Source organism: Achromobacter animicus (assembly GCF_040775605.1).
Lineage (GTDB): Bacteria > Pseudomonadota > Gammaproteobacteria > Burkholderiales > Burkholderiaceae_B > Achromobacter > Achromobacter animicus.
Genome location: NZ_JAYGJK010000001.1, coordinates 2,234,525 through 2,261,276, shown reverse-complemented (window position 1 = coordinate 2,261,276; position 26,752 = coordinate 2,234,525). Strand labels below are relative to the sequence as shown.

General features: G+C 67.5%; 26 protein-coding genes. 13 read left to right on the top strand and 13 right to left on the bottom strand.

Annotation, left to right across the window (positions count from 1 at the left end; all coding sequences use genetic code 11):
- Positions 1–38 precede the first annotated feature (38 nt).
- Positions 39–662 (top strand): LysE family translocator, encoded by a 624-nt coding sequence (locus AB3147_RS10185; protein ID WP_175124089.1) that lies wholly within the window; start codon positions 39–41, stop codon positions 660–662.
- 73 nt (positions 663–735) lie between these two features.
- Here AB3147_RS10185 and AB3147_RS10180 read toward each other — a convergent pair whose 3' ends face one another.
- Both AB3147_RS10180 and nirK read right to left on the bottom strand, forming a co-directional pair.
- Positions 736–1,062 (bottom strand): c-type cytochrome, encoded by a 327-nt coding sequence (locus AB3147_RS10180; protein ID WP_175124088.1) that lies wholly within the window; start codon positions 1,060–1,062, stop codon positions 736–738.
- Positions 1,063–1,133: 71 nt separating this feature from the next.
- The gene (gene nirK, locus AB3147_RS10175; protein WP_175124087.1) at positions 1,134–2,216 is read right to left on the bottom strand and encodes a copper-containing nitrite reductase; all 1,083 of its coding nucleotides are present in this window, start codon (positions 2,214–2,216) and stop codon (positions 1,134–1,136) included.
- Between the two features lie 191 nt (positions 2,217–2,407).
- Between nirK and AB3147_RS10170 the strand changes: the two genes are divergently transcribed.
- Positions 2,408–3,157 (top strand): Crp/Fnr family transcriptional regulator, encoded by a 750-nt coding sequence (locus AB3147_RS10170; RefSeq protein WP_175138490.1) that lies wholly within the window; start codon positions 2,408–2,410, stop codon positions 3,155–3,157.
- Here the strand turns inward: AB3147_RS10170 and AB3147_RS10165 are convergent.
- The 3 genes from AB3147_RS10165 to AB3147_RS10155 form a co-directional block, all read right to left on the bottom strand.
- Positions 3,154–3,915: an SUMF1/EgtB/PvdO family nonheme iron enzyme gene (locus AB3147_RS10165; RefSeq protein ID WP_367351855.1), complete on the bottom strand. Its 762-nt coding sequence runs from the start codon at positions 3,913–3,915 to the stop codon at positions 3,154–3,156. The two genes, AB3147_RS10170 and AB3147_RS10165, sit on opposite strands and share 4 nt — an antisense overlap.
- Before the next feature lie 189 nt (positions 3,916–4,104).
- Positions 4,105–6,390 carry a nitric-oxide reductase large subunit gene (locus tag AB3147_RS10160; protein ID WP_367353528.1) on the bottom strand — a complete coding sequence of 762 codons (2,286 nt, stop codon included), beginning with the start codon at positions 6,388–6,390 and terminating at the stop codon, positions 4,105–4,107.
- A 203-nt stretch (positions 6,391–6,593) separates the two neighbouring features.
- Positions 6,594–7,304 carry a Crp/Fnr family transcriptional regulator gene (locus tag AB3147_RS10155; protein ID WP_175124084.1) on the bottom strand — a complete coding sequence of 237 codons (711 nt, stop codon included), beginning with the start codon at positions 7,302–7,304 and terminating at the stop codon, positions 6,594–6,596.
- A 160-nt stretch (positions 7,305–7,464) separates the two neighbouring features.
- Here AB3147_RS10155 and AB3147_RS10150 point away from each other — a divergent pair, with 160 nt between their 5' ends.
- Together AB3147_RS10150 and AB3147_RS10145 are read left to right on the top strand one after the other, a co-directional pair.
- Positions 7,465–9,120, top strand: a complete 1,656-nt coding sequence (locus tag AB3147_RS10150) for an acyl-CoA synthetase (protein WP_175138493.1) — start codon at positions 7,465–7,467, stop codon at positions 9,118–9,120.
- 35 nt (positions 9,121–9,155) lie between these two features.
- A complete protein-coding gene (locus tag AB3147_RS10145) occupies positions 9,156–10,925 on the top strand; it encodes an acyl-CoA dehydrogenase (RefSeq protein ID WP_367351854.1) in 1,770 nt (589 codons plus the stop codon).
- A gap of 33 nt (positions 10,926–10,958) precedes the next feature.
- Here the strand turns inward: AB3147_RS10145 and AB3147_RS10140 are convergent, their stop codons facing one another.
- A complete protein-coding gene (locus AB3147_RS10140; RefSeq protein ID WP_218343404.1) occupies positions 10,959–11,855 on the bottom strand; it encodes a LysR substrate-binding domain-containing protein in 897 nt (298 codons plus the stop codon).
- Between the two features lie 125 nt (positions 11,856–11,980).
- Between AB3147_RS10140 and AB3147_RS10135 the strand changes: the two genes are divergently transcribed.
- The 6 genes from AB3147_RS10135 (at position 11,981) to AB3147_RS10110 (ending at position 17,531) form a co-directional block, all read left to right on the top strand.
- A complete protein-coding gene (locus AB3147_RS10135) occupies positions 11,981–12,730 on the top strand; it encodes an SDR family NAD(P)-dependent oxidoreductase (RefSeq protein WP_218343403.1) in 750 nt (249 codons plus the stop codon).
- 34 nt (positions 12,731–12,764) lie between these two features.
- Positions 12,765–13,754 carry a TRAP transporter substrate-binding protein gene (locus AB3147_RS10130; RefSeq protein WP_367351853.1) on the top strand — a complete coding sequence of 330 codons (990 nt, stop codon included), beginning with the start codon at positions 12,765–12,767 and terminating at the stop codon, positions 13,752–13,754.
- Positions 13,755–13,828: 74 nt separating this feature from the next.
- A complete protein-coding gene (locus AB3147_RS10125) occupies positions 13,829–14,359 on the top strand; it encodes a TRAP transporter small permease (protein ID WP_175124078.1) in 531 nt (176 codons plus the stop codon).
- A gap of 13 nt (positions 14,360–14,372) precedes the next feature.
- Positions 14,373–15,632 (top strand): TRAP transporter large permease, encoded by a 1,260-nt coding sequence (locus AB3147_RS10120; protein WP_218343401.1) that lies wholly within the window; start codon positions 14,373–14,375, stop codon positions 15,630–15,632.
- A gap of 28 nt (positions 15,633–15,660) precedes the next feature.
- Entirely contained in the window at positions 15,661–16,524 is an 864-nt protein-coding gene (locus AB3147_RS10115) for a transketolase (RefSeq protein WP_367351852.1), read from the top strand.
- On the top strand, positions 16,521–17,531 hold the full coding sequence (locus AB3147_RS10110; RefSeq protein ID WP_175124075.1) for a transketolase family protein: 1,011 nt from the start codon (positions 16,521–16,523) through the stop codon (positions 17,529–17,531). The genes AB3147_RS10115 and AB3147_RS10110 overlap by 4 nt, the downstream gene beginning before the upstream one ends.
- 24 nt (positions 17,532–17,555) lie before the next feature.
- On the opposite strand, the gene AB3147_RS10105 is transcribed toward AB3147_RS10110, so the two are convergent.
- Positions 17,556–18,803, bottom strand: a complete 1,248-nt coding sequence (locus AB3147_RS10105) for an MFS transporter (RefSeq protein WP_367351851.1) — start codon at positions 18,801–18,803, stop codon at positions 17,556–17,558.
- Between the two features lie 92 nt (positions 18,804–18,895).
- Here AB3147_RS10105 and AB3147_RS10100 point away from each other — a divergent pair, with 92 nt between their 5' ends.
- Positions 18,896–19,348 (top strand): winged helix-turn-helix transcriptional regulator, encoded by a 453-nt coding sequence (locus AB3147_RS10100; RefSeq protein WP_218343399.1) that lies wholly within the window; start codon positions 18,896–18,898, stop codon positions 19,346–19,348.
- 2 nt (positions 19,349–19,350) lie between these two features.
- On the opposite strand, the gene AB3147_RS10095 is transcribed toward AB3147_RS10100, so the two are convergent.
- The 4 genes from AB3147_RS10095 to AB3147_RS10080 form a co-directional block, all read right to left on the bottom strand.
- Positions 19,351–20,301 (bottom strand): pyridoxamine 5'-phosphate oxidase family protein, encoded by a 951-nt coding sequence (locus AB3147_RS10095; protein WP_367351850.1) that lies wholly within the window; start codon positions 20,299–20,301, stop codon positions 19,351–19,353.
- Positions 20,302–20,330: 29 nt separating this feature from the next.
- Positions 20,331–20,984, bottom strand: coding sequence for a glutathione S-transferase family protein (locus AB3147_RS10090; protein ID WP_218343398.1), 654 nt, complete (start codon positions 20,982–20,984; stop codon positions 20,331–20,333).
- Positions 20,985–21,089: 105 nt separating this feature from the next.
- Complete coding sequence (locus AB3147_RS10085) at positions 21,090–21,995, bottom strand: LysR family transcriptional regulator (protein ID WP_239213880.1); 906 nt, start codon at positions 21,993–21,995, stop codon at positions 21,090–21,092.
- A complete protein-coding gene (locus AB3147_RS10080) occupies positions 21,992–22,909 on the bottom strand; it encodes a LysR substrate-binding domain-containing protein (RefSeq protein WP_367351849.1) in 918 nt (305 codons plus the stop codon). Before AB3147_RS10080 ends, AB3147_RS10085 begins: the two co-directional genes overlap by 4 nt.
- A 104-nt stretch (positions 22,910–23,013) precedes the next feature.
- On the opposite strand from AB3147_RS10080, the gene AB3147_RS10075 reads away from it, so the two are divergent.
- Positions 23,014–24,357, top strand: a complete 1,344-nt coding sequence (locus AB3147_RS10075; RefSeq protein WP_367351848.1) for an MFS transporter — start codon at positions 23,014–23,016, stop codon at positions 24,355–24,357.
- Here AB3147_RS10075 and AB3147_RS10070 read toward each other — a convergent pair.
- Entirely contained in the window at positions 24,314–25,198 is an 885-nt protein-coding gene (locus AB3147_RS10070) for a LysR substrate-binding domain-containing protein (RefSeq protein WP_367351847.1), read from the bottom strand. The genes AB3147_RS10075 and AB3147_RS10070 overlap by 44 nt on opposite strands.
- A 117-nt stretch (positions 25,199–25,315) precedes the next feature.
- Here AB3147_RS10070 and AB3147_RS10065 point away from each other — a divergent pair, with 117 nt between their 5' ends.
- A complete protein-coding gene (locus AB3147_RS10065) occupies positions 25,316–25,990 on the top strand; it encodes a flavodoxin family protein (RefSeq protein ID WP_367351846.1) in 675 nt (224 codons plus the stop codon).
- Here AB3147_RS10065 and AB3147_RS10060 read toward each other — a convergent pair.
- Complete coding sequence (locus tag AB3147_RS10060) at positions 25,930–26,751, bottom strand: helix-turn-helix transcriptional regulator (RefSeq protein WP_367351845.1); 822 nt, start codon at positions 26,749–26,751, stop codon at positions 25,930–25,932. The two genes, AB3147_RS10065 and AB3147_RS10060, sit on opposite strands and share 61 nt — an antisense overlap.
- Position 26,752: the final 1 nt, after the last annotated feature.

Below are 26,752 nucleotides of genomic sequence, written 5' to 3'. Positions count from 1 at the left end.
CGGCCCCGCGCGCCGGCCCTTCCTACGGAGTTCCTTCCATGTCGCTCGAAACCTGGCTGGCCTTCCTGGGCGCTTCCGCCCTGCTCGTCATGCTGCCCGGCCCTACCATTCTTACCGTCATCAGCTATTCGCTTACGCACGGCAAGCGCGCCCGCCTGCCGCTGGTGCTGGCCGTGGCGCTGGGCGATTCCACCGCCTTGGTGCTGTCGCTGCTGGGCCTGGGCGCGCTGCTTGCCGCATCCGCGTTCTGGTTCACCGTGGTCAAGACTATTGGCGGCCTGTACCTGCTGTATCTCGGCTACCGGCTGCTGCGCGCCGGCGTGTCTCCCGCCACGCTGCCCGTTGCGACGGCGGCGGGTTCGCGCTGGAAGCTGTTTGCCAACACTTACCTGGTGACCGCGCTGAATCCGAAGGGCATGATCTTCTTCGTGGCTTTCCTGCCGCAGTTCATCGATCCGGCACGAGACGTGACGCAGCAGCTGTGGGTGTTGTCGGCGACGTTTGTCGCCTGCGCCGGCATCAATGCCGCGGCCTATGCAATCTTTGCCGGCTCGGCCCGGCGCATGCTGGCGTCGCCGCGCGCGCAGCGCGGCTTCAACCTGGGTGGCGGCGCGCTGCTGTCGGCCGCCGGCGTGTGGGCCTTGCTGGCCCGCCGCGCGTAGCGTGGCGAAAAGCACGGCGAAACGCGCGGCCGGCATCCCGCGCGTTTCAATCCGCGCCGCGCCAGGTTGCGCGTTACTTTGCCGCAGCCATCATGTATTCCACCGCGGCACGCAGCGTGGCGTCGTCGGCGGCCGAGCCGCCGCGCGGCGGCATGGCGCCCTTGCCTTTCAGCACGGTAAGCATCAGCGCGTCCGTGCCCTGCGCCAGGAAAGGCGTCCAGGCCTGCTTGTCGCCCAGCTTGGGGGCATTGGCCACGCCGCTGGCATGGCAGACGACACAGGCGGACTTGTAGAGTTTTTCGCCGGCGGGATTGACGGCGGCAACGGTGTCAGCCGCGGCATGCTGGACGGGCAGGCCCGTCAGCGCAAGGGCAAAAAAGAGTCGAGCAAATTTGGGCATGGCGGAGATTCCAGGCTTTAGAAGGGGAACAAGCCGGCAAGACGCGCCGCGCGCACTTTGCCGGCCGGCCATTACTGCGGGATGGGACCCGGCGCCTTGATCTGCTTCATCAGGTCGTCGTTCCACTTGCCCTCGACCTTGATGTGCCCGGCCGCGCCCAGTTCAAAGGCTTCGATCAGGTTGTGGTTCAGGTAGGCGTACACGCCGGGCTGCTTGAACGTGTACAGCGCCGCCCCGGCGGAACCGCCGCGAATGAACCAGGTTTCCAGGTCCTTTTCGGGCGGGTTGTTGAACTTGCCGGTTTCCCAGACCCAGTCGCCGTGGCCGCCGATCAGGTGCGGGCGCGTGTCGCGGTTGGCTTGCGAATGGATCAGCAGCACGGTTTCGCCGACCTTGGCGGTGAGGGCGTTGTCGCCCGTCAGTGCGCCGACCTTGCCGTTGAAGACGATGTGCGACGGGGTCAGCTTGCGCATGACTTCCACCGTGTCGCCGTAGCTTTCGGCGAGGGTCGCGTAGTCTTTGTACTTGCCGTTGGCGTCCTTGGGGATGTAGAGGTCGAACTCGCCGATCGTGTAGACGCGGTCGTACTTCAGCGACTTGCCCTGCGGATCTTTCAGGCCATCGCGCGGCAGCACCATGATCGTGCCGCTCATGCCGGCCACGACGTGCCACGGCACCATGCCTTCAGGGGCACAGTGATAGACGAAGGTGCCGGCGCGGTCGGCCTTGAAGCGCAGCGTGGCCTGTTCGCCGGGGTTCACGTTGGTGAGCTTGGCGCCGCCCAGCGCGCCCGTCGCGGCGTGGAAGTCGACGTTGTGCGGCATGGCGTTGGTCTTGGGATTGACCAGGGTCAGCTCCACGTAGTCGCCCTCGTGCACGACCATCGTGGGGCCGGGCATGGATCCGTTGAAAGTCATGGCCTGCAGCGTGGTGCCCTTACCGTCGATGACCATCTTCTTTTCTTCGATGGTCATGGTGAATTCGACAACCTTGGGTCCCGACTTGGCCACCTGCTCATGCGGATGGACCATCGGCGGGGCGACCAGCGTGACCTTGGCGCGCGGCAGCGTGTCCGCATTCTGGGCGGAAGCCAGACCGCCTGCCATCGAGAACATCAGGGCGGCGGCAAGCAAGGTGGGGCGCAACGCGTTCATGTGCTACTCCTCTTTCGGTTTCTTCAAAGCCGAGTCTGTCGGCACCTCCATTGAAGAACCGCGAGCGATCGCGTTCTTTGCTGTAGCGCAAATTCGGGATAACCCTGCGAGCGCCCACACGTTGTCAGGGTGACCCCCAGGTGTCACCATCGACGCGTGGAAAATTTCACCACGCCCATAAGCGGACCGCCATGCCATCGCCCTTATGCCATGCCTTGCTGCGCAACCTGGACCTGTTCAGGCCGTTGTCCGATACGCAGCTTGATGCCGCACTGAAAGACGCCGTTCCATGCCGTCTTGAAGCCGGCGAAGCCGCCTACCGCCAGGGTGCGGAAGGCGCCCATTTCTTCGTGCTGCTGCACGGCTGCCTCAAGGTCACACAAATTACATCGGAAGGCGACCAAGTTGTCGTGAGATATGTCAATCCGGGCGATATGTTTGGCCTGGCTTGCGCCATGCGGCAGTCCTGTTACCCGGCCAGCGTGCTGGCCGTGCAGGAAAGCGTCTGCCTGGCGTGGCCCGCAGAAGCCTGGGAAAGCTTCATGGCCAGCCACCCGCAATTGGGTGCGATCGCGCTGCAGACCATGGGGCAACGCCTGCAGGACGCGCACATCCGCATCCAGGAATTGTCCACCGACGAAGTCGAGCAACGCGTCGCGCGCGCCATCCTGCGGCTGGTCCAGCAATCCGGGCAGCCCACGCACGACGGCATCGGCATCAGCTTTCCCATCACGCGCCAGGACGTGGCCGAGATGACCGGCACCACGCTGCATACGGTCAGCCGCCTGCTCAGCGACTGGAAGCAGCGCGGCATCGTCAGCAGCGGCCGCAAGCGCATCGTGCTGCGGTCGCCCGCGGCGCTGACCCGGCTGTCCGAAAACGCGCAGCCCGCCATGGACTGCGCGTCGTGCCTGTCGTGCCGCAGCGGCTCGCCGGCCTAGCCCTCTTCGAGCACCAGCCGCAATCCCAAATTGGCGGGCGGCACGCCGACTGAACAGGCGCCGCTCTTGGGGTCGCGGATGAAATCCGGCAGATACGCGATGTGCCGCCCCGCCGCGACGCGGATGCCGCAGTTGCGGCTGAGGTCGGCGTCTTCCGGCGACTCCGCCCCCGTTCCCGCGTCCAGCCCGCGGCGTGAGTGACAGTCCGAAGTCCAATCCCACACGCTGCCCGCCATGTCCTTGACGCCCGCCGCGTTGGCGCCGTAATGGCCGAACGGCCGCACCGCGGTTTCGGCGCCCTGCCCGCTGCGGCGGCTTTCCTGTTCGTATTCGGCCAGCCAGCGCTGCGCGGGGTCGTTGGGATCCTGGTTGTTGTCCTGCAAGGCCGCTGGCGGTGTTTCTTCGCGATAGGCCTCGCCCGCCGCATAGATCCATTCCGCGTAACGCGGCAAGCGATAGCGCTGACCCGTCGACCCGGACAACCACGCCGCGTAAGCCGAGGCGTCCGACCAGCTGATGCCCGTGGCGGGCAGATCCGGAGAATTGTCCTTGCGGTGTTCCGCGTCCAGCGGTTTGCAGGCGCCGGCGGCCACGCACGCCGCGTATTCCGCCTGGCTGACCTGACGCGTCATGATGGCGACGCCGCGTGAATGCCGCGTGGTGACCGGCGCGGGCGTGACGGGATAACCGTTACGCAGGGCATCACCGGGTGGCTGATGGGTGACCTCGCCGGGCGGCAGCCGCGTCAGTTCCGGCAATGCAAAGCGGGCCCGGTCTGCGGGCCCGCAAGCGGTCAACAATATTGAAAGAGCGGCGGCGATCGGCAGGAAGCGCATGCGGAGTTTTTCCGAAGCGCCCGCGCCGAACCGGCGCAGGCTTGGCTTCCATTGGACCGGGAGGCCGCCTTCGCAACGTTGCGCTGGCGCAAAGTCGCGAAGGTGCCGGGATCAGCCGCGCGCGGCCTTGGGCGTGAGCCGCGGCTCGACCAGCGCAGGCTTGCTGCTGAGCAGGCCCAGGATCACCTGCATCACCATCGCCAGCGCGCCCAGCAGGAACACCACGTCGCCGAACGTACGGCCCCAGCGCAGGGTCTTGAGCAGATCCTGCTGCATGAAGGCTTCGCTGCGGGCGTACCACATGCCTTCGCTGACGCTGGCATGGAACTGGATCAGGCCCACCGGCAACAGGCTGGTGAAGATCATCAGTACAAGACCGATGTTCATGCCCCAGAACGCCAGCTTCATGAGGCCCGGGTTCAACGCATACTGCGGACGGATGTAGCGCAGCACCAGCAGCGTGAAGCCCAGCGCCAGGAAGCCGTACACCCCGAACAGCGCGGCGTGCGCGTGCACCGGCGTGGTGTTCAGACCCTGGATGTAGTACAGCGAGATCGGCGGGTTGATCATGAAGCCGAAGACGCCAGCGCCCAGCATGTTCCAGAAGGCCACGGCCACAAAGCACATCAGCGGCCACTTCAGGTTGTCCATCCACGCGGCGCGGGTCTTCAGGCGCCAGTTTTCCCAGGCTTCGTAGCCCAGCACGATCAGCGGCACGACTTCCAGCGCCGAGAAGCTTGCGCCGACGGCCATCACGGGCGTGGTCGTGCCCGCGAAATACAGGTGGTGGAACGTGCCGGGAATGCCGCCCAGCATGAAGAGCGAGGCCGAGGCCAGGCTGGCGGTGGTGGCCATGCGGCGCGACACCAGACCCAGGGTCGAGAAGATGAAGGCCAGCGCCGTGGTGGCGAACACTTCAAAGAAGCCTTCGACCCACAGGTGGACGATCCACCAGCGCCAGTACTCCATGATGGTCAGGTGGGTGCGTTCGCCGTAGAAGAAGCCGGCGCCGTAGAAGAGACCAATGGCGCCGACGGAGGCCGTCAGCAGCGCCAGCAGGTTCTTGTCGCCGCCCGGCGTGCGCAGCGCGGGCACGATGCCGCGCAGCATCAGCACCAGCCAGAAGCAGATGCCGGCAAACTTGCCGATCTGCCACAGACGGCCCAGGTCGACGTATTCATAGCCTTGGTGACCCAGCCAGAAGTTCAGCTCGGGCGGCATGATCTGCGCAATGGCCAGGTAGTTGCCGGCGAACGAGCCGACCACGACCAGCACCAGCGCCCAGAACAGGATGTCGACGCCGACCTTCTGGAACTTGGGATCGCGTCCGCCGTTGATCAGCGGGGCCAGGAACAGGCCGGCGGCCAGGAAGCCGGTTGCGATCCAGAACAGGGCGCTCTGGATGTGCCAGGTGCGCACCAGCGAATACGGGAACCACTGCGAGACGTCGATGCCATAGAACTTCTGCCCTTCAACGGTGTAGTGCGCGGTGAAACCGCCCAGCAGCACCTGAAAGCCGAACAGCGCCACGACCAGGAACAAATACTTGCCCAGGGCGCGCTGCGAGGGCGTCAGGGCAAAGGCGGTGAGCGGATCGCGCGCGGGCGCTTGCGGCTCTTCTTCTTCCTGGCCACGCATGAAGGCCCAGGCCCAGACCAGGAAGCCGATGCCCGCCAGCAGCACAACCACGCTGATGATGGACCACATGACGTTTTCAGCGCTGGGCTGGTTGCCGATCAGCGGTTCATGCGGCCAGTTGTTGGTGTAGGTGACCGACATGCCTTCGCGTTCGGTGGCTGCCGCCCAGGCCGTCCAGAAGAAGAAATGCGTCAGCTGCGTGCGGCGCTTGGCGTCGGGCAGCGTGTTTTCCTTCATGGCGAAGCTCTCGCGGCTGCCTTGCAGGGCGGGCGCATCGGAGAACAGCTGGTCGTAGTAGGCCGCCGTCTGTTCGATGGCCTTCGCGCGGCGCGGCGTGATGGTCAGCGTGTCGGTGGCTGCGTCGCTGCGATTGGCGCGGTACTCGGCCTTGAGCGCTTCGCGCAGCGCGGCCTGCTGCGGCGCGGGCAGTTGGGCGTAGGCCTGGCCGTGCTCGTCGCGCGCGGCCAGGTCCAGCCAGGCCGTCAGTTCGCGATGCAGCCAGTCGGCCGTCCAGTCAGGCGCCTGGTACGCGCCGTGGCCCCAGATCGAGCCAAGCTGCATGCCGCCGACGGATTGCCAGGCGGTCTGCCCGTCCAGGATGTCTTCGCGGCCGAACAGCGCGCGGCCATCGGACGTCACCACCTGCCCGGGAATGGGCGGCGCCTGGCGGTAGACCTCGCCGCCGTAGAAGCCTAGCAGCGCAAATGTGATCGCCACCACGGCGATCAACGTGAACCATAATTTCCGATACGGACCCATGATGGGAACGCCCTCCTGTGTTGCGGTTGGTTGGGTACGTGTCCTCATGCGAAATCCGTGCCAGAAAAAAACCACGCCGAATCAACAGCTTGGATTCGGCGTGGTGATTTTTACTGTTGGCTAGGTGGGTACAAATAACCGCCACAGGGTGAATATGACCCTGCAAACCCGGTGCTGCGGCCAGCACAATGGCAAGCGGGCCTTCAGAGCTGATCCAGCCCGTACTGCCGCAACCGGCCCAGGTCCAGCACCTTGATCTGGTTGTACGCCAGCGCCAGCATCCCTTGGTCGGCCAGCGTCTGCAGCGCCTGGTTGACCCGCTGGCGCGACAGGCCGGTCAGATATCCCAATTCTTCCTGCGATATGGCCAAGGTCAGGTCGGTGGACGGATACAGCTGCGGATTGAACAACTGAGCCAGCGACTGCGCCACGCGCGCGTCGGCATCGAGCAAACGGTGGTTCTGGATGGACGCGATGAACTCGCCCATGCGGTCATTCAACTGGCCGATGACAAAGTGCGAAAACGGCAGGCTCGCCGACAGCAGCGCATGGAAGGTTGCAGCGGGCACCAGCATCACCAGCGACGGCTGGATGGCGACCACGTCGTACTTGCGCAGCTCGCGCTTGATGACGCTGCCCTCTCCGAACCAGCCGCCCGGCGGCACGCCGGAAAACGTGCAACTGCGGCCGGACTCGTTGTAGATCGCCAGCTTGAGCAGCCCGCGGCTCACCCCCAGCCAGTAGTCCGACGGCGCATTACGCCGCGCAATCCACGCCCCGCTGCCGACGAGTTCCGCGCGCGAGGTCGCCAGCACCAGGTCCTGGTGCCGTGCCTCCAGCGCACCGAACCACGGACAGGCCCGGAACAGCGCCGGCAGTTCGTCGGGGGAAACTGTGTTTGAAACATCGGACATGGGAAGAACCGTGTAAAACTTGGGGATTGCGCCGCCGGTCGGGGGTCTGTCATGCAGGCGACAGACGCCATTTTCCGGCCGGCCATAAGCTAGGGCAAGCGACGGGGATCAAACCCCGCAGACCTGGATAAGGGGCCACCCTGCCCCATTGGAGACAAGCATGACCGGCATGTTCGATCACGGCCTCGCGCGCCGCGAAGCCAATCACGAAGCCCTAACCCCGGTGGATTTCATCGCCCGCGCGGCGCAGGTCTATGGCCAGAAGCTGGCCGTCGTCCACGGCAAGATCCGCCGCACCTGGGCGCAAACGTATGAACGCGCCCAGCGCCTGGCCGGCGCGCTGGCGCAGGCGGGCATCCAGCGCGGTGACACGGTTGCCGTCATGCTGCCGAACATCCCCGCCATGGTGGAAGCGCACTTCGGCGTGCCCATGCTGGGCGCCGTGCTGAACACGTTGAACACGCGGCTGGACGCGCCCAGCGTGTTGTTCATGCTGGGCCACGGCGAGGCCCGCGCGCTCATCATCGACACCGAATACGCCGACGTCGCGCAGCGCGCCCGCGCCGAATTCCCGCACCTGAAAATCATCTCGGTGCACGACCTGGAAGGCGCCGCCGCCACGTTGCCGGGCGCCGCCGACTACGAAGATTTCCTGGCCGCCGCGCCCGCCACCTTCGACTGGAAGCCGCCCGCGGACGAATGGGACGCCATCGCGCTGAACTACACGTCCGGCACCACGGGCGACCCGAAGGGCGTGGTCTATCACTACCGCGGCGCCTACCTGAACGCGGTCAGCAACATCCTCGAATGGGACATGCCCAAGCATCCCGTCTACCTGTGGACGCTGCCGCTCTTTCATTGCAACGGCTGGTGCTTCGCCTGGACCATCGCGGCGCGTGCGGGCGTGAACGTGTGCCTGCGCAAGTTCGATCCCAAGACGGTGTTCGACCTGATCCGCGACGAAGGCGTCACCCACTACTGCGGCGCGCCCATCGTGCAGAGCGCGCTGGCCAACGCGCCGGCCGAGCTGCGCGCGGGCATCACGCACACAGTGCGCACCATGGTGGCGGGCGCCGCGCCCGCGCCAGCCGTCATCGACAAGATGCGGGAGATCGGCTTTGAGCTGACCCACGTGTATGGCCTGACCGAAGTCTACGGACCGGCCGCCGTCTGCGCGCACCAGGACGCCTGGGACGCGCTGGACCCCGAGCGCCGCGCGCTGCTGACCGCGCGCCAGGGCGTGCGCTATCACCTGCAGGCCGGCGTGTCGGTGCGCAACCCGGAAACGATGGCCGAAGTGCCGCGCGATGAGGAAACCATCGGCGAGGTCATGTTCCGCGGCAACATCTGCATGAAGGGATACTTGAAGAACGCGCGCGCGACCGAGGACGCCTTTGCCGGGGGCTGGTTTCACACCGGCGACCTGGGCGTGATGACGGCCGACGGCTATGTCCGCATCAAAGACCGGAGCAAGGACATCATCATCTCGGGCGGCGAGAACATCTCCAGCATCGAAGTCGAGGACGCGCTGTACCGGCATCCCGCCGTGGCGGCGGTAGCCGTGGTGGCCATGCCCGATCCCAAATGGGGCGAGACGCCCTGCGCCTTCGTCGAGCTCAAGCCCGGCTGCACCGCCACCGCCGAAGAGATCATCGCGCACTGCAAGCTGCTGTTGTCCGGCTTCAAGGTGCCGCGCGCGGTACGCTTCGGTGACCTGCCCAAGACCTCCACCGGCAAGATCCAGAAATTCGAGCTGCGCGCCGCGGTCGGCGCCACGTCCGCGATCGACGTGGCCGACCCCGGCAAGCCGGCCTGATCCGCTTAACCCATAAAACCAGGAGCGCCTACGCCATGACGTACCAAGCCCCCGTGAAAGACATGCTGTTCGTGTTGAACCATCTGGCCGGTCTGCAGCAGGTGGCCGCCCTGCCCGGTTTCGAGGAGGCCACGCCCGACACCGCGCAAGCCGTGCTGGAAGAATCCGCCCACTTCGCCGCCGAAGTCCTGGCGCCGTTGAACCACCCGGCGGACAAGGCGCCCAGCACCTGGCAGGACGGCGCGGTGACCACCGCCCCCGGCTTCAAGCAGGCCTTCCGCCAATATGCAGACGCCGGTTGGCAGGGCCTGTCCCACCCCGCCGAATACGGCGGCCAGGGGCTGCCCGGCCTGATCGGCTCGCCGTGCTCTGAAATGCTGAACGCCGCGAACCTGTCGTTCGCGCTGTGCCCGCTGCTGACCAACGGCGCCATCGAAGCCCTGATGACGGCTGGCTCGCCCGAACTGCGCGAGCGCTTCATCGGCCCCATGATCTCCGGCCGATGGACCGGCACCATGAACCTGACCGAGCCGCAGGCCGGCTCGGACCTTGCCATGGTCCGCACGCGCGCCCAACCGGTGGGCGACGGCACCTACCGCCTGTCCGGCACCAAGATCTTCATCACCTATGGCGAGCACGACCTTGCCGAGAACATCCTGCATCTGGTGCTGGCCCGCCTGCCCGATGCGCCCGAGGGCGTGAAGGGCATTTCGCTCTTTTTGGTGCCCAAGTTCCTGGTCAATGAAGACGGCTCGCTGGGCGCGCGCAACGATGTGACCTGCGTGTCCATCGAGCACAAGCTGGGCATCAAGGCCAGCCCCACCTGCACGCTGCAGTTCGGCGACGCCGGCGGCGCGCTGGGTTACCTGGTCGGCCAGGAAAACCGTGGCCTGGACGCCATGTTCATCATGATGAACGCTGCCCGCTACGCGGTGGGCGTTCAGGGCATCGCCATCGCCGACCGCGCCTACCAGCACGCGCTGGCCTATGCCGCCGAGCGCGTGCAGAGCCGCCCGGTGGACGGCTCGTCGCGCGACGCCGTGCCCATCATCCAGCATCCGGACGTGCGCCGCATGCTGGGCACGATGCGCGCCCTGACCGAAGCGGGCCGCGCGCTGGCCTACGTGACGGCCGGCCATGCCGACCTGGCCCACGCCAGCCCCGACGCCGACACGCGCAAGCGCCACCTGGCGATCCAGGAATACCTGGTGCCGATCGTCAAGGGCTGGTGCACCGAGATGTCGATCGATGTCGCGAGCCTGGGCGTGCAGGTCCATGGCGGCATGGGCTTCATCGAAGAGACCGGCGCCGCGCAGTTCTACCGCGACGCCCGCATCCTGACCATCTACGAAGGCACGACCGCCATCCAGGCCAACGACCTGGTCGGGCGCAAGACGCTGCGCGACGGCGGCGCCGTGGCGCGCGCGCTGCTGGACGCGGTGCGCCAGACCGAAGCCGACCTTCAGGCCCGCACCGAGCCGGCCGCCGGCCGCATGCTCAAGCCGCTGCGCGAGGCCCGCGAAGCGCTGGCCAGTGCGGTCGAGTTCATTCTTGCCAACGCGGCCGGCAATCCCAATGCGGTCTTTGGCGCCGCGGTGCCCTACCTGCTGCTGGCGGGCACGACGTTCGCCGGCTGGCAGATGGCCCGCGCCCTGCTTGCCAGCCTGGACCTGCAGGCTGAAGGCCCGGACTTCCACAACGCCAAGATCGCCACCGCGCAAGCCTTTGCGCTGCACAAGCTGACGCAGGCGCCGGGCCTGGCGGCGGTCGTGCTGGGCACGGCCGAGTACGACGTGCAGCCGTGACGCATTGCCCCGGCCTGCTCGCGCGGGCCGGGCTCAGCGGGTGATCGTCGTCGCGGCCGCCTCGGCGTGGATCCAGGCAAGAAAAGCCTCCACGGACGGACGCTTGGCGTGCCGCGCGGGGTAGACGGCAAAGTGTGCCTTCACCGCAATGGCCTTGGCCATTCCGAATACCGGCTGCAAGCTGCCCTGCGCCAGATGCATGCCGGCAATGGTGGCGCTTTCCAGCGCCACGCCCAATCCCTGCGCCGCCGCGTCCAGCGACATCTGCGCGCGGTCGAAGCGGATCGTGAAGTGATCCGGCGCACGCCGCTCCGAATAGCGGCCGAACCAGTCGGACCACTGAATGACGCTGACGTTGCTCTGGATCAGCGGCACGTCCAGCAACTGGTCGATGCGCTTGATGCCGTGTTCGCGAATGAACGCCGCGCTGGCCAGCGGCAGTATCCGTTCTTCGAACAGCGGCTCCACCACCACATCATCCCAATGCGGCACGCCGTAGCGGATGTCGATATCCGACTGCCCCAGCGCGAAATCGCTGTGCGAATGCGCGGCCGACAGGTTCAGCGCCACGTGCGGATGCGCCTCGGCAAACCGCCGCAGCCGCGGCATCAGCCACAAGCTGGCGATGCTGGGCGCGGAGTGCACATACAGGCTGTTGCTGACGCCCTGGCGCAGGTCTTCGGTGGCCGATGAGATCGCCGCAAGCGCCCCGCCGATTCGCACCAGATATTGTTCGCCCGCGCTGCTCAGCCGCACCCCGTGTGCACTGCGCTCGAACAGGCGCACGCCCAGGTCCGATTCCAGCCGCGAAATCTGGTGGCTGACCGCCGAAGCAGTCAGGTGCAATTCGGTAGCGGCGATGGCAAAGCTGCGGCGGCGCGCCACGGCTTCGAACGCCAGCAGGTTGACGATGGGCGGCAGCGCAGGCATGGGGTTGTCCCTGACTTCAGATGAAGATTCGTCATCTTAGACTGATGACACATCGTTTGTCTTAATGCTAGACGGCCTCCAGAATGGTCCGCATCGATTCCATAACAAGGACAGGAGGAAGACAGATGTTGCTCAAGGACAAGGTGGCCGTGATTTCCGGCGGCGCAGGAATCAACGGACTGGGATTTGCCACCGCCCGCCAGATGGCTGCGCACGGCGCGCGCGTGGTGATCCTGGACCTGGAACGCGCCGAGCCCGCCCGCGCCGCCGCCCGGCTGGGCGACGGCCATCTGGGGCTGGTGGCGGACGTGACCGACAAGACGGCCTGCATCGCGGCCATCGAACAGGCCGTCAAGACGTTCGGCAGGATCGACATCCTGGTGAACAACGCCGGCATTACGCAGCCGGTCAAGACGCTGGAAATCACCGGCGCGGACTACGACCGCATCCTGGACGTGAGCCTGCGCGGCACGCTCTACCTGTCGCAGGCCGTCCTGCCCGCCATGCAGGCGCAACGTTCGGGGTCCATCGTCTGCATCTCGTCGGTATCGGCCCAACGCGGCGGCGGCATCTTTGGCGGACCGCACTACTCCGCCGCGAAGGCAGGCGTGCTGGGCCTGGCGCGGGCCATGGCGCGCGAGTTCGGCGGCGACGGCATCCGGATCAACTGCATCACACCCGGGCTGATCGAAACCGACATCACGCAAGGCAAGCTGTCCGCCGAGCGCAAGGCCGACATCGAAGGCACCATCCCGCTGGCACGCCTGGGCCGGGCGGACGACGTGGCGGGCGCGTGCGTATTCCTGGCGAGCGACCTCTCGGCGTACTGCACGGGCATCACGCTGGACGTCAACGGAGGCATGTTGATTCACTGATCCGCAGTACCCCACAAAAATTGGAGGAGACATCATGAAAAGCAGAAAAATGCTTCAGGCGAGCCTGGTCCTGGCCGCCGCCACCCTGCTGCCGCTGGCGGCGCAGGCGCAAAACCTCAAGCTGACGCTGGGCCACGGCGCAGCCGTCGGCAATCCCCGCCACGACGCCTCGGTGAAGTTTGCCGAGGTGCTGAAGGCAAAGACAGGCGGGCGCATCGAAGTCCAGGTCGCGCCGTCCGCGCAGTTGGGCGACGACGCCGCCATGGTCACTGCGCTGCGCACGGGCGCCCTGGACATGAGCGCCAATTCCCAGGGCGCCGTCGCCGCCGCCGTGCCGGAGTACGCCGCCTTCGGCATGCCATTCCTGTTCCCGGACGCCAGCGCGGCATTCAAGCTGCTGGACGGGCCGCTAGGCAAGGAGCTGGCCGACAAATCGGCCGCCAAGAACCTGATCCTGCTAGGCACCTGGGACAACGGCATCCGCCAGATGACCAACAGCAAGCATCCCATCAACAAGGTCGAGGACATGAAGGGCCTGAAGATGCGGGTGCCGCCCGACGCGACGCTGGTCGACATCATGAACGCCCTGGGCGCGCAGGCGCAGCAGATCAAGTTCGCGGAATTGTATGTGGCGTTGCAGCAGGGCGTGGTGGACGGCCAGGAGAATCCGCTGGTGAACTTCGAGGCCAGCAAGCTGTACGAAGTGCAGAAGCACCTGGCGATGACCAATCACCAGTTCCAGATGACGCCGTTCCTGATGAGCAAGCGCACCTGGGACCGGCTGAGCGACGCCGACCGCAAGGCCGTGCGTGAAGCCGCCGACGAAGCGTCGGCATTTCAGCGCAAGCTGAGCCGGGACGCCGATACGCGGCTGCTGGCCGATCTGAAAGCCAAGGGCGTGCAGGTCACGACGCCGGACACCGCCGCCTTCGCCAAGGCCACCGCGCCGGTCGACGAAAAATGGCTGGCCGGTCCCATCGGCCCGTACGTGAAGAAGGTTCTGGCCGCGGCGCGCGGCAACTGATATGTCCTTTCGGCCGCCCCGTGCCGTCCCTCGCGACGGCACGGCGGCGGACCGGCCACAAGGCAGGAGACAACATGAATACCGATCGACACGGACTGGTCGGCAGGGTCATCGACGGCATATGCCGCGTGATCCTGTGGCTGTCCACCACGGTGATCTTCGTGATCCTCGTCGTCAACACCGCGCTGCGATACGCAACCGGTTCAAGCCTGGAATGGGCCAACGAGATCCCCGAACTGCTTTTTCCCTGGCTCGTCATGTCAGGGGTCGTGCTGGCCGCGCTGCACAACGCGCATATCGCCACCACGTTCCTGATGGACGCCTTGCCGGCTCATGCCCGCCGCGTGGTCGCGGCCGTGGCCTGGAGCGTGGTCGCCGTCCTGTACGCCACGCTGTCCTGGGCGACGTTCAACATGATCGAGATCGTCCACGACGAAAAATCCCCCATCCTGCAAATGCCCGGCTCGCTCACCTACGGGTGCGTGATGGGCGGGATGCTGCTGCTCGCCGTGCTGGCGGGGCAGTCGGCGTGGCAGAGCTGGCATTGCCGCGACGCCGCGGCGCAGCCCGACGGCGAGCCGCAGGCGCCCGCCGTGCACTGGTGACGGGAGAACAGCCATGAGTGCATTGATTCTGATCGTTTTCATGGGCGCCGCCGTCGCGGCCATGCCCATCGCCCACGCCTTGCTCGTCGCCGCCATGGCGGCCGTCGCCAGCACGGACCGCGTGCCGCTGGATGTGGTGGTCCAGCAGATGGTCTCGCAGGTGCAGAGTTTTCCCCTGATCGCCATTCCGTTCTTCATGCTGACCGGGTCGCTGATGATGGGCGGCAAGCTCGGCGAAGCGCTGGTGGGCGTGCTGTCCGCGCTGATCGGCCGCTATCACGGCGGACCCGCGCAGGTCGGCGTGCTGTCGTCCACGCTGTTCGGCGGCGTGTCGGGCTCGGCGGTGGCGGATGCGTCGGCCATCGGCTCGCTGATGATTCCGTGGCACAAGCGGCTGGGCTACCCGGCCGCCTTCTCGGCCGCCACGCTGGCCGCCGCCGCCACCATCGACATCCTGATTCCGCCGTCGATCCCGTTGATCCTGTTTGCCCTTGCCGCCAATGCGTCGATCGCGTCGCTGTTCGTCGCGGGGATTCTGCCCGGCCTGCTGCTGTGCGGCGGCTTCATGCTGGCCTGCTGGTGGGTGGGCCGCCGCCGCAACTTTCCCCGCGACACGTCGCCGTTCAACGGCGCGGCGTTCCGCCGGCACCTGTTGTATGCCTTGCCCGCCGTCGTTCTGCCGCTGCTGATCATCGTGTTCCTGCGGTTCGGCATTGCCACCCCGACCGAGGTCGCGGTCCTGTCCACGTTCTACGCGGGCCTGGTGTCGGCCGTGATGTACCGCGATCTGTCGTGGTCGCGGCTCAATGCCGCCATCGTCCACGCGGGGCTGGCGACCGGCGTGGTCCTGCTGGTGATCATGGCGTCGTCGGCCATCGGCTGGCTGCTGACCTTCGACCAGACGCCGCAGGGCATCGCGCATTGGGTCCAGGAAAACGTCCACGCCAAATGGCTGGTCATCCTGCTGATGAACCTGATGATGCTGTTTCTGGGCATGTTCATCGACCTGCCCGCCGCCGTGCTGCTGCTGGCGCCGGTGTTCGTGCCGCTGGCGCAGAGCATCGGCATGGACATGACGCAGCTGGGCGTGATGATGGTCGTGAACCTGGCCATCGGCCTGTACACGCCACCCGTCGGCACCACGCTTTTCATCACCAGTGCATTGGCCAAAGTGAAGGTAGGCCAGACCGTGCGCGAGCTGGCGCCCTTCTATCTGGTCGCCTTTGCGGTGCTGGGACTGGTGTCCTACGTGCCCGCCAGCATCCTGAAATGAACCCCACACCATGAATAGGGAGCTTCGAATGGAGCAGTCCAAATCTTTGAGTGACCTGGCGTCCGCCGCCTGGCGCATCCGCCGCTACGCGGTCCGCATGGGCGAAGTCCAGGGCCAGGGCTACATCGGCCAGGCGCTCGGCTGGGCCGACGTGCTGGCAGTCGCCTACCGCCACGCCATGAACGTACAGCCGGGCGACGCGCAATGGGAAGGCCGCGACCGCTTTCTCCTGTCGCATGGCCACTACGCCATTGCCCACTACGCGGCGCTGATCGAGGCCGGCGTCATCCCGGAGAGCGAACTCGACACCTATGGCAGCGACGACAGCCGCCTGCCCATGTCCGGCATGGCGACGTACACGCCGGGCATGGAGATCTCGGGCGGATCGCTGGGCCAGGGCCTGTCCATCGGCGTCGGCATCGCGCTGGGGCTCAAGCACAAGCGCAATCCGGCCTTCGTCTACAACTCCATGTCGGACGGCGAGCTCGACGAGGGTTCGACCTGGGAAGCGGCGATGGGCGCCGCACACCACGAACTGGACAACCTCATCTGCCTGGTCGACATCAACAACCAGCAGGCGGACGGCCCGTCGGGCAAGGTGATGGGATTCGAGCCGCTGGCTGACAAGTGGGCAGCCTTTGGCTGGCACGTGCAGCGCGTGGACGGCAACGACCTGCCCGCCGTCGTCCGGGCATTCGATACCGCGCGCGCGCTGACCGACGCCAAGCCGCGCGTCATCCTGTTTGATACCCGGATGGGCAAGGGCATCCCGTTTCTTGAGCAACGCGAGAAAAACCACTTCATCCGCGTCGACCCGCCGGAATGGCAACAGGCGCTCGACATCCTGGACCAGAACCGCCCCACCCCCACGACCGAAGGAGCCTGGTCATGAGCAGCGCCAGCACCCAGCAAAAGCCCCGCCTCACCACGTCCGCGATGATCGCGTCGATTGCCTCGGAGGGGCAGCGCGTCCGCGCGGCGCCCTTCGGCAAGGCGCTGGTCGCGTACGCGGAATCGCGTCCGGACGTCGTGGGCCTGACGGCCGACCTGGCCAAATACACCGACCTGCACCTGTTCGCGCAGGCGTATCCCGAGCGCTTCTACCAGATGGGCATGGCCGAGCAGCTGCTGATGGGCGCGGCGGGCGGCATGGCCAAGGAAGGCCTGGTGCCGTTCGCCACGACCTACGCCGTGTTCGGCACGCGGCGCGCCTACGATTTCATCCATCAGGTCATCGCCGAGGAAAACCTCAACGTCAAGATCTGCTGCGCGCTGCCCGGGCTGACGACCGGCTACGGCCCCAGCCACCAAGCCACCGAGGACCTGGCGATGATGCGCGGCATTCCCGGCCTGACCATCGTCGATCCGTGCGACGCGCTGGACATCGAACAGGCCGTGCCGCAGATCGCCGAGCACCAGGGCCCGGTGTACATGCGCCTGCTGCGCGGCCAGGTGCCGCTGGTGCTCGACGAGATCGAGGGTTACCGGTTCGAGCTGGGCAAGGCAAAGATGCTGCGCGAAGGCAGCGACGTGCTCATCATTGCCAGCGGCATCATGACGATGCGCGCGCTGGAAGCCGCCGAGGACCTGGCGCGCGACAACATCGGCGTGGCGGTGATGCACAGCCCGACCATCAAGCCGCTGGACGAAGCCAGCCTGGTCGAGGCGGTGCGCTACAAGCACCGGCTGGTGGTCGTGGCCGAGAACCATTCGGTGATCGGCGGACTGGGCGAAGCGGTGGCCAGCGCATTGCTGCGGCACCGCGTGCAGCCGGCCGGGTTCCAGCTGGCCGGGCTGCCGGACGCGTTCCTGGATGCCGGCGCCCTGCCCACCCTGCATGACCGCTACGGCATCAGCCGCGAAGCGCTGGCCGGCCGCATCAAGCGCTGGCTGGCGTGATCGGAAAACGGCGGGCGCGCGCGGCTAGATGCGCGCCTGTCCGTCAGCTGGACACACCGCGCGCCCCCCGCGCGGCAAGGTCGCCGCCCAGAACCCCAACGCCGCCACGCTGATGCCCGCGCCCAGCACACACACGCCCAGCCAGCCCGCGCGGGCGTACACGGCGGTCGCGGCAATCGACCCCAGGCCGCTGCCCACCGCGTAGAACATCATGTAGCCGGCCACCAGCCGGCTGTGCGCCTGCGCGCTGATGCTGAAGATCATCGCCTGATTGGTCACGTGCAGCGCCTGCAGCGCCAGGTCCAGCGCCAGCACGCCCAGCGCCAGCAGCCACAGGCTGTGGTCCAGCAAGGCGATCGGCGCCCACGCCATGCACAGCAGCGCCAGGCCGATCGCGGTGGTGCGCTGGCCATGCCCGGCGTCGGCCTGACGGCCGGCGCGCGCCGCCATCAGCACGCCCACCACCCCGACCAGTCCGAACGCCCCCACCGCCGTGTGAGACAGCGAATGCGGCGGCGCGCTCAGCGGCAGCACCAGCGCGGTCCAGAACGCGCTGAATGCGGCGAACATCAACAGCGCGATCATGCCGCGCACGCGCAGCACGCGTTCCGTGACCAGCAACGTAAAGACGGAACGCAGCAGGCCGCCGTAGCCCAGCCCGGCCACCGGCAGCTGCCGCCGCGGCAGCCAGCGGACCAGCACCAGCGCCAGCACCGCCGACAGAATGGCCGACGCCACATACACCGCGCGCCAGCCCCACAAGTCCGCCAGCGCGCCGGCCAAGGTGCGCGCCAGCAACAGGCCGATGACCACCCCGCCCTGCGCCGCCCCCACGACGCGTCCGCGTTCAGCCGGCGCCGCCAGCGCCGCGGACAGCGCAAGCAGGCCCTGCGTCATCGCCGTGCCCAGCAATCCCAACGCCACCATTCCAGCCAGCAGCCACGGCGCGTTCGCAGACGCCGCCACCGCGGCCAAGGCCAGCACCAGAAGTCCCAACTGCCCCAGCATCAACCGCCGCCGATCCAGCAGGTCGCCCAGGGGCACCACGAAGAACAGCGCCAGCGCGCAGCCCAGTTGGGTGGCGGCGATAACGATGCCCACGGCCGCCTGGTCCAGGCGGAATTCGCGGCCGATGGCGTCGAGCAACGGCTGCGCGTAATACACGTTGGCGACGCTGAGCGCGCACGCCGCTGCCAGCAGAAAAACCAGCGCGGGCGGCATCGAGGGGGTCGCATCGCCTTCGGGCGGGTCGGATCGGGCGGTCGGGTTCATGATTAGTCTGGTTTTATTACGAAACCAGAATGCTAGACCGCCAGGTTTTATAATGCAACCAACTTCGTTCTGAAAAACCGCAAGGAACCCGCATGGTCAAACGCACCAGCCTTGAAGGCGCAGCCTGCCCGGTCGCGCGCTCGCTCGACGCCATCGGCGACTGGTGGTCACTGCTTATCGTGCGGGATGCCTTTGACGGCCTGCGCCGGTTTGGCGAATTCCAGAAAAGCCTGGGCATGGCCAAGAACATCCTGAGCGACCGGCTGCGCACGCTGGTCGCGCACGGCATTCTTGCCGTCGCGCCGGCGTCCGACGGCAGCGCCTACCAGGAATACGTGCTCACGGATAAAGGCAAGGCGCTGTTTCCGGTGATCGTCGGACTGCGCCAGTGGGGCGAGGACCACTACTACGGCCCCGATGAGGCGCATTCCACCCTGATCGACCGCCAACGCGGGCAGCCGGTGCAACGGATGGAGATCCGCGCGCAGGACGGCCGCCTGCTGCACCCCGACGACACTGTCGTGCGCAAGGTGGCGGACGCCTGAGACTATGCGGCTGCCGGCCACCGCCCGGTCGCCAGTGCAGTGGGCGACCACGCATCGAAGCGCCAGCGCAGGGCCAGCGCACCCGGCCGGCGGACCACGCGGCGCACGTGCACGCGCCACAAACGTTCGGCGCCCTCGAACACGGCGATTTCGGGGCTGTCCAGAATCACCTCGGCGCGCCCCGTCAGTTGCAGCAGGTCGCCGCGTTCAAAGTCGATGAACAGCAGACCGGCAACAGGATTCGCAACCAGGTTGCCCAGGGTGTTGAAAAAGCGGTTGCCGGAAAAGTCCGGAATGGTCAGCACGTCGCCGTCCACCCGCACGAAGCCGGGCTTGCCGCCCCGGTGCGACACATCGACGGCGTGCCCGGCATAACTGGCGACAAAGAAGGTGTCGGACGCCGAGATCAGCGCGCGCGCCGCGTCATCCAGTCCGGCGCGCTCCGGCAATGCGGCGGCAAAGCGCATCGACGGCGAGCGCGAGAAGAAGAAGTCGCGCGACTGGATGTACTGCGGACAATTGCCGAATGATTGCGCCACCGCCACGTCGAAGCGCTTGCCATCCCAGGCGGCGATGCGGCCGTTCATGCGGTTGCGCCGGCGCGTGTGCAGCTCGATGCCCAGCAAGCCGACGGGCTGGCCCAATCCCAACCCGGCGCGCAGCGGATCGTCCTCGTCCGGCATGGCCGCGATGCGCAGCGTATGCGGGTCCGGCGACACGGCAAAGCCCGGCTGCCCTTCCAGAATGCCGGCCCACGGATCGCCCTGCGGGTCCACGGCGCCGGCCACCACGAACGGCAACTGCGCGAAGAATTCGCGATGCTGATCCGGCATGTGGTCGCGGATGACCTTGCGGCCCACCATGTCCATGCGCGCGGCCACGCCGGCGTGCTCCTGCAAGTGCAGTTCGCCCGCATGCCAGGGAGACGGTGCGGTGTGTTCGGGCAGATTCATGACGGTGTCCTTGCAGTGTGCGCGGGTCTTCAGGCGGCCAGCAGGCCCACGGGCGACGACGCCATGGGAACGAAGCGCGGCAGGTTTTCGATGCGCGTGAGCCACGCACGGATGCGCGGGTAATCGGCCAGCGACACGTTGCCTTCGGGCGCATGCGCCACATAGGCGTAGCAGGCGACATCGGCGATGGTCGGCGCGCTGCCGGCCAGGAACTCGCGGTGCGTGAGTTCTCCCTCCATCACCCCAAGCAGCGCATGGGCCCGCGCCAGCGTGGCGTCCACATCGAGCGGCGCGCCGAACAGCGTCACCAGCCGCGCCGACGCGGGCCCGCCGGCCAGCGGCCCCGATGCCACCGACAGCCAGCGCTGCACGGCGGCCGCGCCAACCGGATCGTCCGGCAGCCAGGCGCGGCCGCCGTATTGCTTGGCCAGGTACACCAGGATGGCGGTCGAGTCGGCCACCACGACGCCGTTGTCGTCGATGACGGGCACCTGGCCGAAAGCATTGAGCGCCAGGAAATCAGGCCGCTTTTGTTCGCGCTGTCGCAGGTCGACGTCGATGCGTTCGTGCGCGACATCCAGCAGTGACAGCATCAGCGCGACGCGATGCGCGTGGCCGGACAGCGGGAAACTGTAGAACTTCAGCGGAGCGGCAGCCTGCGCCGGGACGGGGTTGGTTTGCATCGGGGATCTCCCTGGTGGATTCGAGACTCCATGTTGGGACCCGCGACGCAAATCCGGAACGGCCGGCGCCGGCAAGACACTCTTGCGGTAAATGAAATAAACCCGTCAGGCGGGCAGCGCCGCAAGGTCCGCGCGTAGCGCATCCACGCAGAAATCCACAAAGCTGCGCACCTTGGCCGAGCTTTTGCGCCCTTCCGGATACACCAGATGCACGGGCACGGGCGGCATCTCGAAGCCGCGCAGCACCACCTGCAAGGCGCCGCTGGCCAGGTGCGGCGCCACCTGATAGGACATCACCTGCGTCAGGCCCCAGCCTTCGCGCGCGGCCGCCACCGCCGCCTGGAACGACGTCACGGTCAACTGCGATTGCAGGTTCAGGCGGACGGTCTGGCCGGCCTGCGCAAAACGCCACTGCGGCGCGCGTCCTTCCATGGCAGCCGTGATGGTGCAGAAGCGATGCAGCGACTCGGGGTCGGCCGGCTCGCCATGGTCGCGCAGAAAGCCGGGCGCGGCGCACACCACGCGGCGCACGTGTCCCACGGGCACCGCCGTCAACGAGGAATCGGGCAGCGCGCCGATCCGCACGGCGACATCGATGTCCTCGTCCACCAGATTGACGACGCGATCCACCAGCAGCGCCCGCACCGACACCTGGCGATGCGCGCGCAAGTATCCCAGCACTGCCGGCATCACATGCAGCTCGCCAAACAGCGCGGGCGCGGTGATCGCCAGCGCGCCGCGCGGGACCGCCATAGCACCGGCGGCGGCGTCGTCGGCGCGTTCGACGTCTTCCAGGATGCGGCGGCAATCGGCGGCATAGCGCTGGCCGGCTTCGGTCAGGCGCAGACTGCGCGTGGTGCGCACGAGCAGCAAGGCACCCAGACGACGTTCCAGCGCCGCCACGCTGCGCGTGACGGTGGGCGCGGACATTTCCAGGCGCCGGGCTCCACCGGAAAAACTGCCCGCGTCCGCCACGGCCAGAAATACCGTCATTTCATGAAATTGGTTCACAGCGAGGCCCGCTCCTGAAAACGCGTGGCCGCCAACGCGGCGACGCTGTCATTGACGCATTGCACCAGGATTTCGTCCAGCGCGGCGCAGACCGGATCGGGCTGCGCCTGCGCGCGGTACAGCGACAACGCGATGACCGGCAAGTCGGGCAACCCGTGTTCGCCCGGCTTCATCACGCGAACGGTGGACGGCAGGCCAAGGGGCGTGCGCACGGCCACTCCCAGACCCGCGGAGACTGCCGCCCACAGGCCGGAAAGACTCGGGCTGGTGAAGGCAGCCAGCCAGGCGATGCCGGCGCGGTCCAGCGCGTCGGTGGCGCAGCCGCGGAACAGGCAGGGCGACTCGAAGGCCGCCAGCGGCAGCGCGCCGTCCGCATCCGGCACCGGCGCAGGGTGCGCGGGCCCGATCCAGCACATCGGCAGCTCGGCCAGCCGCTGTGCCTGCGGCTGGCGGGCATCGTGGTCCCAGGCCAGCGCCAAATCAAGCTGGCCCAGCGCGACGCGTTCCAGAAGGTCCGTGTTGCGGGCGACGCGCGCTTCGATCCGGACCTTGGGATGGGCGCGCGCAAAGCGGCCGAGCACGCGCGGCAGCAGCATCTCGGCAAAATCCTCTTGCAGGCCGAGACGCACGCGGCCGTGCAATTGCGTGCCGCGCACGGCGCGCGCGGCCTGGTCGTTCAGGTCGAGCAGCCGGCGGGCGTAGGCCAGCATGGTCTCGCCGGCATCGGTCAGCGCCAAGCCCCGCCCGTCCTTGCGCAGCAGCGGCACGCCGGCCTGCTCTTCCAGCTTTTTCAGCTGCGCGCTGACGGCCGACGTCGACCGGCCCAGGCGATCGGCCGCGCGCCCGAAGCTGCCCAGGTCGACGCCCGCGACGAAGCTGCGCAGCACCTCCAGGTCGAACGTGCTCGGTCTCATTCGATAATCCCGATTTTCAAAAGCATTGGTACAAAACTTCCTGATTTTCAGAAGCATGCTAGGCGCGCACACTGGCGCCGTCAATGTTTCTGCAGGCGCCTGCCATGTCCGATCGCCCTACCTTTGTCCGCCCGCCTCACCGCTGGAAGGTGCTGGCCGTGGGCGTCGCCGCCAACACCGCGTTTTCCGCCGTCGCGGCCGGCCTGCCTACCACCGCTGTCTTCATGCGGGCTGGCTACCGGCTCGATACCGATCAATTGGCGCTGGCGCTGGGCTTGTTGGGGTTGGGCGTGGCGCTCTTCGAGCTGCCTTGGGGATTACTGACCGATCGGTGGGGCGACCGTCCCGTGCTGCTCGGCGGTTTGGGTTCGACCGCGGCAGCGCTGGCCTGGATGAGCGGCTGGGTGGCGCCGGTGGGCGGCTTCGTGCCCAGCCTCTGGCTGCTGGCCGTGGGGCTGGTGCTGGTCGGCATGCTGGGCGGCAGCGTCAATGGCGCCAGCGGCCGCGCCGTGATGGCGTGGTTCGACGACGGCGAGCGCGGACTGGCAATGAGCATCCGCCAGACCGCCGTGCCGCTGGGCGGCGGCCTGGGCGCACTGCTGTTGCCTTGGCTGGCAGCTAATGCCGGGTTCGGGGCGGTGTTTAGCGTGCTGGCGGTGATGTGCGGCACGGCCGCGTTGCTTGCGGCGTGCTGGCTGCGGGAGCCTGGCGACCGGGGTGTGGCCGCTTTGCCGGCTGTGCCGCCTATGCCTGGCGAGCCGAAAGTTTCATATGCGCCCGCGCCAGCTCGCCCTTCCACCAGCAGCCCCATGACCGACACCCGCGTTTGGCGCGCGGCGTTCGCCATAGGCATCATGTGCGGCCCGCAATTCGCAGTGCTGACCTTTGCCGCTGTCTTTCTGCACGATGCCCTGCATGCGGGGATCGGCGTGCTCACGGCGGTGATGGTGGCCGTTCAACTGGGCGCCATGGCCGCGCGCATCGCGAGCGGACGATGGACCGATCGCCGCGGCAACCGGCGCGCTTACCTGCGCGGCTGCGCGCTGCTGAGCTTTGCGTTGTACGCGGCGCTGGCAGGCGCGGCATGGGCGGCGGGCGCCAGCCCCACCGGATGGCACGTATTCGCCCTGGCCGTGCTGCTGGCCGCCGCCGGCATTTGCGCGTCGGCCTGGCATGGCGTCGCCTACACCGAACTTGCCACGCTGGCGGGCACCTCGCGGGCGGGCACGGCGCTCGGCATGGCCAACACCTGCGTCTATCTGGTGCTGTTTGCAACGCCGCTGGGTATCGCGCATATCGTCGCCGCGAGCTCGTGGCCCGTCGCCTGGCTGATCGCGGGATCCTGCATGCTGGCCGCCCTGCCGCTGCTGCCGCGCGCCGCCGTGCGTCCGGCCAGGGATGCCGCTACGCGCGGAATTCCTTGCGCAGCCACGACAGGAAAGCCTTGACCGGCGGGTGGCGTTCGCGCCCCGGCGCGCACAGCGCCGTGTAGGCCGACCCCGCGACGCGTATCTCCGGCCGGTAGGAAACCAGCGTTCCCGCGGTCACGCTGTCCGACACCATGACCGAACTGGCCAGCACCAGGCCTTGGCCCGCGATGGCGGCCTGCAGCGCGTAGTGTTCCTCGGTGTAGGCATGTTCGGCCGCAGGCCGCCGCCAGGCTGGCAGGCCGGCGGCCGCGCACCATGCCTGCCAGCCTTCGTCATACAGTTCCGAATCGCGCCAGCGCACCGTCACCAGCGCGGGCGCACGGCGGCCGGCGTGCGCGATCTGCGCGGGCGCCCCATACACCCCGAACCACTCGGGCAGCGTGCCGGCCGCGTGCAAGCCGGGATAGCGCCGGCGGCTGTAGCGGATGGCGACGTCCACGCTGGCGTCCTGCAACAGGTCCACGGGGTCGGGCGACGTGTCCAGGCGCAACTGGTACTGCGGATAGGCCTCGTGAAAGCGCCCCAGCCGCGGCACCAGCCACAAAGCGGCAAAGGAATGCGTCGTGGACACGGTCAGCGCACCGGACTCGGGCGCGGGCCGCAAGGCGTCCAGCGTCTGCGCGACATCCAGCAACGCGCCATGTACGCCGGCAAACAGACGCGCCCCCTTGTCGGTCAGCCGCACGCCGCGCGGCACGCGCTCGAACAGCGCGCAGCCCACATGCCGCTCCAAGGCCTTGACCTGATGCGACACCGCGGTGGGCGTGACCGACAACTCGGCGGCGGCCAGCTTGAAACTGCGCAACCGCGCCGCGGCCTCGAACGTACGCAGCGCTGTGACGGGAAGCGTGGCAAACATGGGCGCGAATCCTGGGATGAATTAGGTTCATCTTAGTGAAGGAATGATCAGTTGTCGCCTCATGCCCGATGACGCCACCATTCGGCTTCAGATCGTTATCTTTGACAGGAGCCAGGCATGAATTCAACTCATCGAGTCAAACGCTTGTTGATCTTGGTCGGCAGTCCCCGCCGCGATGGCAATAGCGCCGCGCTGGCCGCATCCGCCCGCCAGGGCGCGGAAACGGCCGGCACGTTGGCGTCGGTGCATTTCCTGGACGACTACATCCAGGGTCTGCTGCCGGACTTGCGCCACACCAAGCCGCCCGCCGACCGTTACGCCGAACTCTTCCTTGAACACTTCCTGCCCGCCGATGGCGTGCTGTTCTGCACGCCCATCTACTGGTATGGCATGTCCGCGCAGACCAAGGCGTTCTTCGACCGGTCATTCAGCCATTACGCGGGATCCGGGCCAGAGCCGGAACGCGTCAAGGCCGGCATGGCCGGCAAGCGGCTGGGGTTGGCGGTGGCCTCGGAAGAAACCTATCCCGGCGCGGCGCTGGGCATCGTGCATCAGGTGCAGGAATATGCGCGGTATACGCATTCGGATTTCGTGGGCTACGTGCATGGCGCCGGCAACCGGCGCGGCGAGGTGGCGCTCGATCCCCGGCGGCCGCTTGCCGCGGCGCAGGCGCTGGGCGCGGAATTCTTCACGCGGAAATACTCGGACTACCGGCTTGAGACGCCCCGCCGTCACAACGTGTGGGAACCGCCCGCGCCGGCCTTGAGCAGCACGCCCGGCGGGCTGCCGTAGACCTGCTTGAACACCCGCGTCAGGTGCGCCTGGTCGGCAAACCCGACGGCCTGCGCCGCATCGGCCAACGGCAGGCCGCCGCGCAACAGCACCCGTGCGCGCGCCACCCGCCAATTGCGAAGCCACGCCTGGGGCGGCAATCCATAGCGCCGGGCAAACTGCTTGACCAGCGTCGTACGATGGCGGTTTTGCGCTTGCGCCAAGGCGTCCAGGTCGGGTGCGCAGGCGGGATCCGCCGCCATGCGCTCGCGCAGCAAGGCGCATACGTCGGCGAGGCCGGCGGCCGGCGCAGCACCGCCCTCCACCGCCTCTCCATGCGCGGCCAGCGTCCCGAACAGGGCCGCCGAAATGCGTGCGCTGCGCTCAGCCGGCGCGATCTCGCCGGGCGCCAGCGCGTCCAGCCATTGCGCGCAAAGCGCGGCATCCGCGATCACCGGCCCCGCCAGCCGCGCACCGTGTGCGTGCAACGTCCGTTCATGGTCCCGGAACCACGGGGGATCGATGTAGACCGTCCGATAGGCGAGCGCCCCCGCCGCTGTGCCGCCGGTATGCACCTGCCCGGGCGCGATGACCACCAGCTCGCCCGCGCTGGCGGCATGGGCCACGCCCTGCACGGTGAAATCGCAGCGGCCGTGTTCAATGGCGCCGATGGACCAGGCGTCGTGGAAATGCGGCGCGTAGCGATACGCGCGCAGATCCGCGATCAGTACGTCGCCGGGCAGTCCCGCGCCGCAATGCCAGATATGTTGAGAAACCGCCATG

What these genes read in the sequence shown, in the direction of transcription:
- AB3147_RS10185 (WP_175124089.1), top strand. Translation starts at nt 39, where the DNA reads ATGTCGCTCGAAACCTGGCTGGCCTTCCTGGGCGCTTCCGCCCTGCTC.
- AB3147_RS10180 (WP_175124088.1), bottom strand. Translation starts at nt 1,062, where the DNA reads ATGCCCAAATTTGCTCGACTCTTTTTTGCCCTTGCGCTGACGGGCCTG.
- nirK (WP_175124087.1), bottom strand. Translation starts at nt 2,216, where the DNA reads ATGAACGCGTTGCGCCCCACCTTGCTTGCCGCCGCCCTGATGTTCTCG.
- AB3147_RS10170 (WP_175138490.1), top strand. Translation starts at nt 2,408, where the DNA reads ATGCCATCGCCCTTATGCCATGCCTTGCTGCGCAACCTGGACCTGTTC.
- AB3147_RS10160 (WP_367353528.1), bottom strand. Translation starts at nt 6,390, where the DNA reads ATGGGTCCGTATCGGAAATTATGGTTCACGTTGATCGCCGTGGTGGCG.
- AB3147_RS10155 (WP_175124084.1), bottom strand. Translation starts at nt 7,304, where the DNA reads ATGTCCGATGTTTCAAACACAGTTTCCCCCGACGAACTGCCGGCGCTG.
- AB3147_RS10150 (WP_175138493.1), top strand. Translation starts at nt 7,465, where the DNA reads ATGACCGGCATGTTCGATCACGGCCTCGCGCGCCGCGAAGCCAATCAC.
- AB3147_RS10145 (WP_367351854.1), top strand. Translation starts at nt 9,156, where the DNA reads ATGACGTACCAAGCCCCCGTGAAAGACATGCTGTTCGTGTTGAACCAT.
- AB3147_RS10140 (WP_218343404.1), bottom strand. Translation starts at nt 11,855, where the DNA reads ATGCCTGCGCTGCCGCCCATCGTCAACCTGCTGGCGTTCGAAGCCGTG.
- AB3147_RS10135 (WP_218343403.1), top strand. Translation starts at nt 11,981, where the DNA reads ATGTTGCTCAAGGACAAGGTGGCCGTGATTTCCGGCGGCGCAGGAATC.
- AB3147_RS10130 (WP_367351853.1), top strand. Translation starts at nt 12,765, where the DNA reads ATGAAAAGCAGAAAAATGCTTCAGGCGAGCCTGGTCCTGGCCGCCGCC.
- AB3147_RS10125 (WP_175124078.1), top strand. Translation starts at nt 13,829, where the DNA reads ATGAATACCGATCGACACGGACTGGTCGGCAGGGTCATCGACGGCATA.
- AB3147_RS10120 (WP_218343401.1), top strand. Translation starts at nt 14,373, where the DNA reads ATGAGTGCATTGATTCTGATCGTTTTCATGGGCGCCGCCGTCGCGGCC.
- AB3147_RS10115 (WP_367351852.1), top strand. Translation starts at nt 15,661, where the DNA reads ATGGAGCAGTCCAAATCTTTGAGTGACCTGGCGTCCGCCGCCTGGCGC.
- AB3147_RS10110 (WP_175124075.1), top strand. Translation starts at nt 16,521, where the DNA reads ATGAGCAGCGCCAGCACCCAGCAAAAGCCCCGCCTCACCACGTCCGCG.
- AB3147_RS10105 (WP_367351851.1), bottom strand. Translation starts at nt 18,803, where the DNA reads ATGAACCCGACCGCCCGATCCGACCCGCCCGAAGGCGATGCGACCCCC.
- AB3147_RS10100 (WP_218343399.1), top strand. Translation starts at nt 18,896, where the DNA reads ATGGTCAAACGCACCAGCCTTGAAGGCGCAGCCTGCCCGGTCGCGCGC.
- AB3147_RS10095 (WP_367351850.1), bottom strand. Translation starts at nt 20,301, where the DNA reads ATGAATCTGCCCGAACACACCGCACCGTCTCCCTGGCATGCGGGCGAA.
- AB3147_RS10090 (WP_218343398.1), bottom strand. Translation starts at nt 20,984, where the DNA reads ATGCAAACCAACCCCGTCCCGGCGCAGGCTGCCGCTCCGCTGAAGTTC.
- AB3147_RS10080 (WP_367351849.1), bottom strand. Translation starts at nt 22,909, where the DNA reads ATGAGACCGAGCACGTTCGACCTGGAGGTGCTGCGCAGCTTCGTCGCG.
- AB3147_RS10075 (WP_367351848.1), top strand. Translation starts at nt 23,014, where the DNA reads ATGTCCGATCGCCCTACCTTTGTCCGCCCGCCTCACCGCTGGAAGGTG.
- AB3147_RS10070 (WP_367351847.1), bottom strand. Translation starts at nt 25,198, where the DNA reads ATGTTTGCCACGCTTCCCGTCACAGCGCTGCGTACGTTCGAGGCCGCG.
- AB3147_RS10065 (WP_367351846.1), top strand. Translation starts at nt 25,316, where the DNA reads ATGAATTCAACTCATCGAGTCAAACGCTTGTTGATCTTGGTCGGCAGT.
- AB3147_RS10060 (WP_367351845.1), bottom strand. Translation starts at nt 26,751, where the DNA reads ATGGCGGTTTCTCAACATATCTGGCATTGCGGCGCGGGACTGCCCGGC.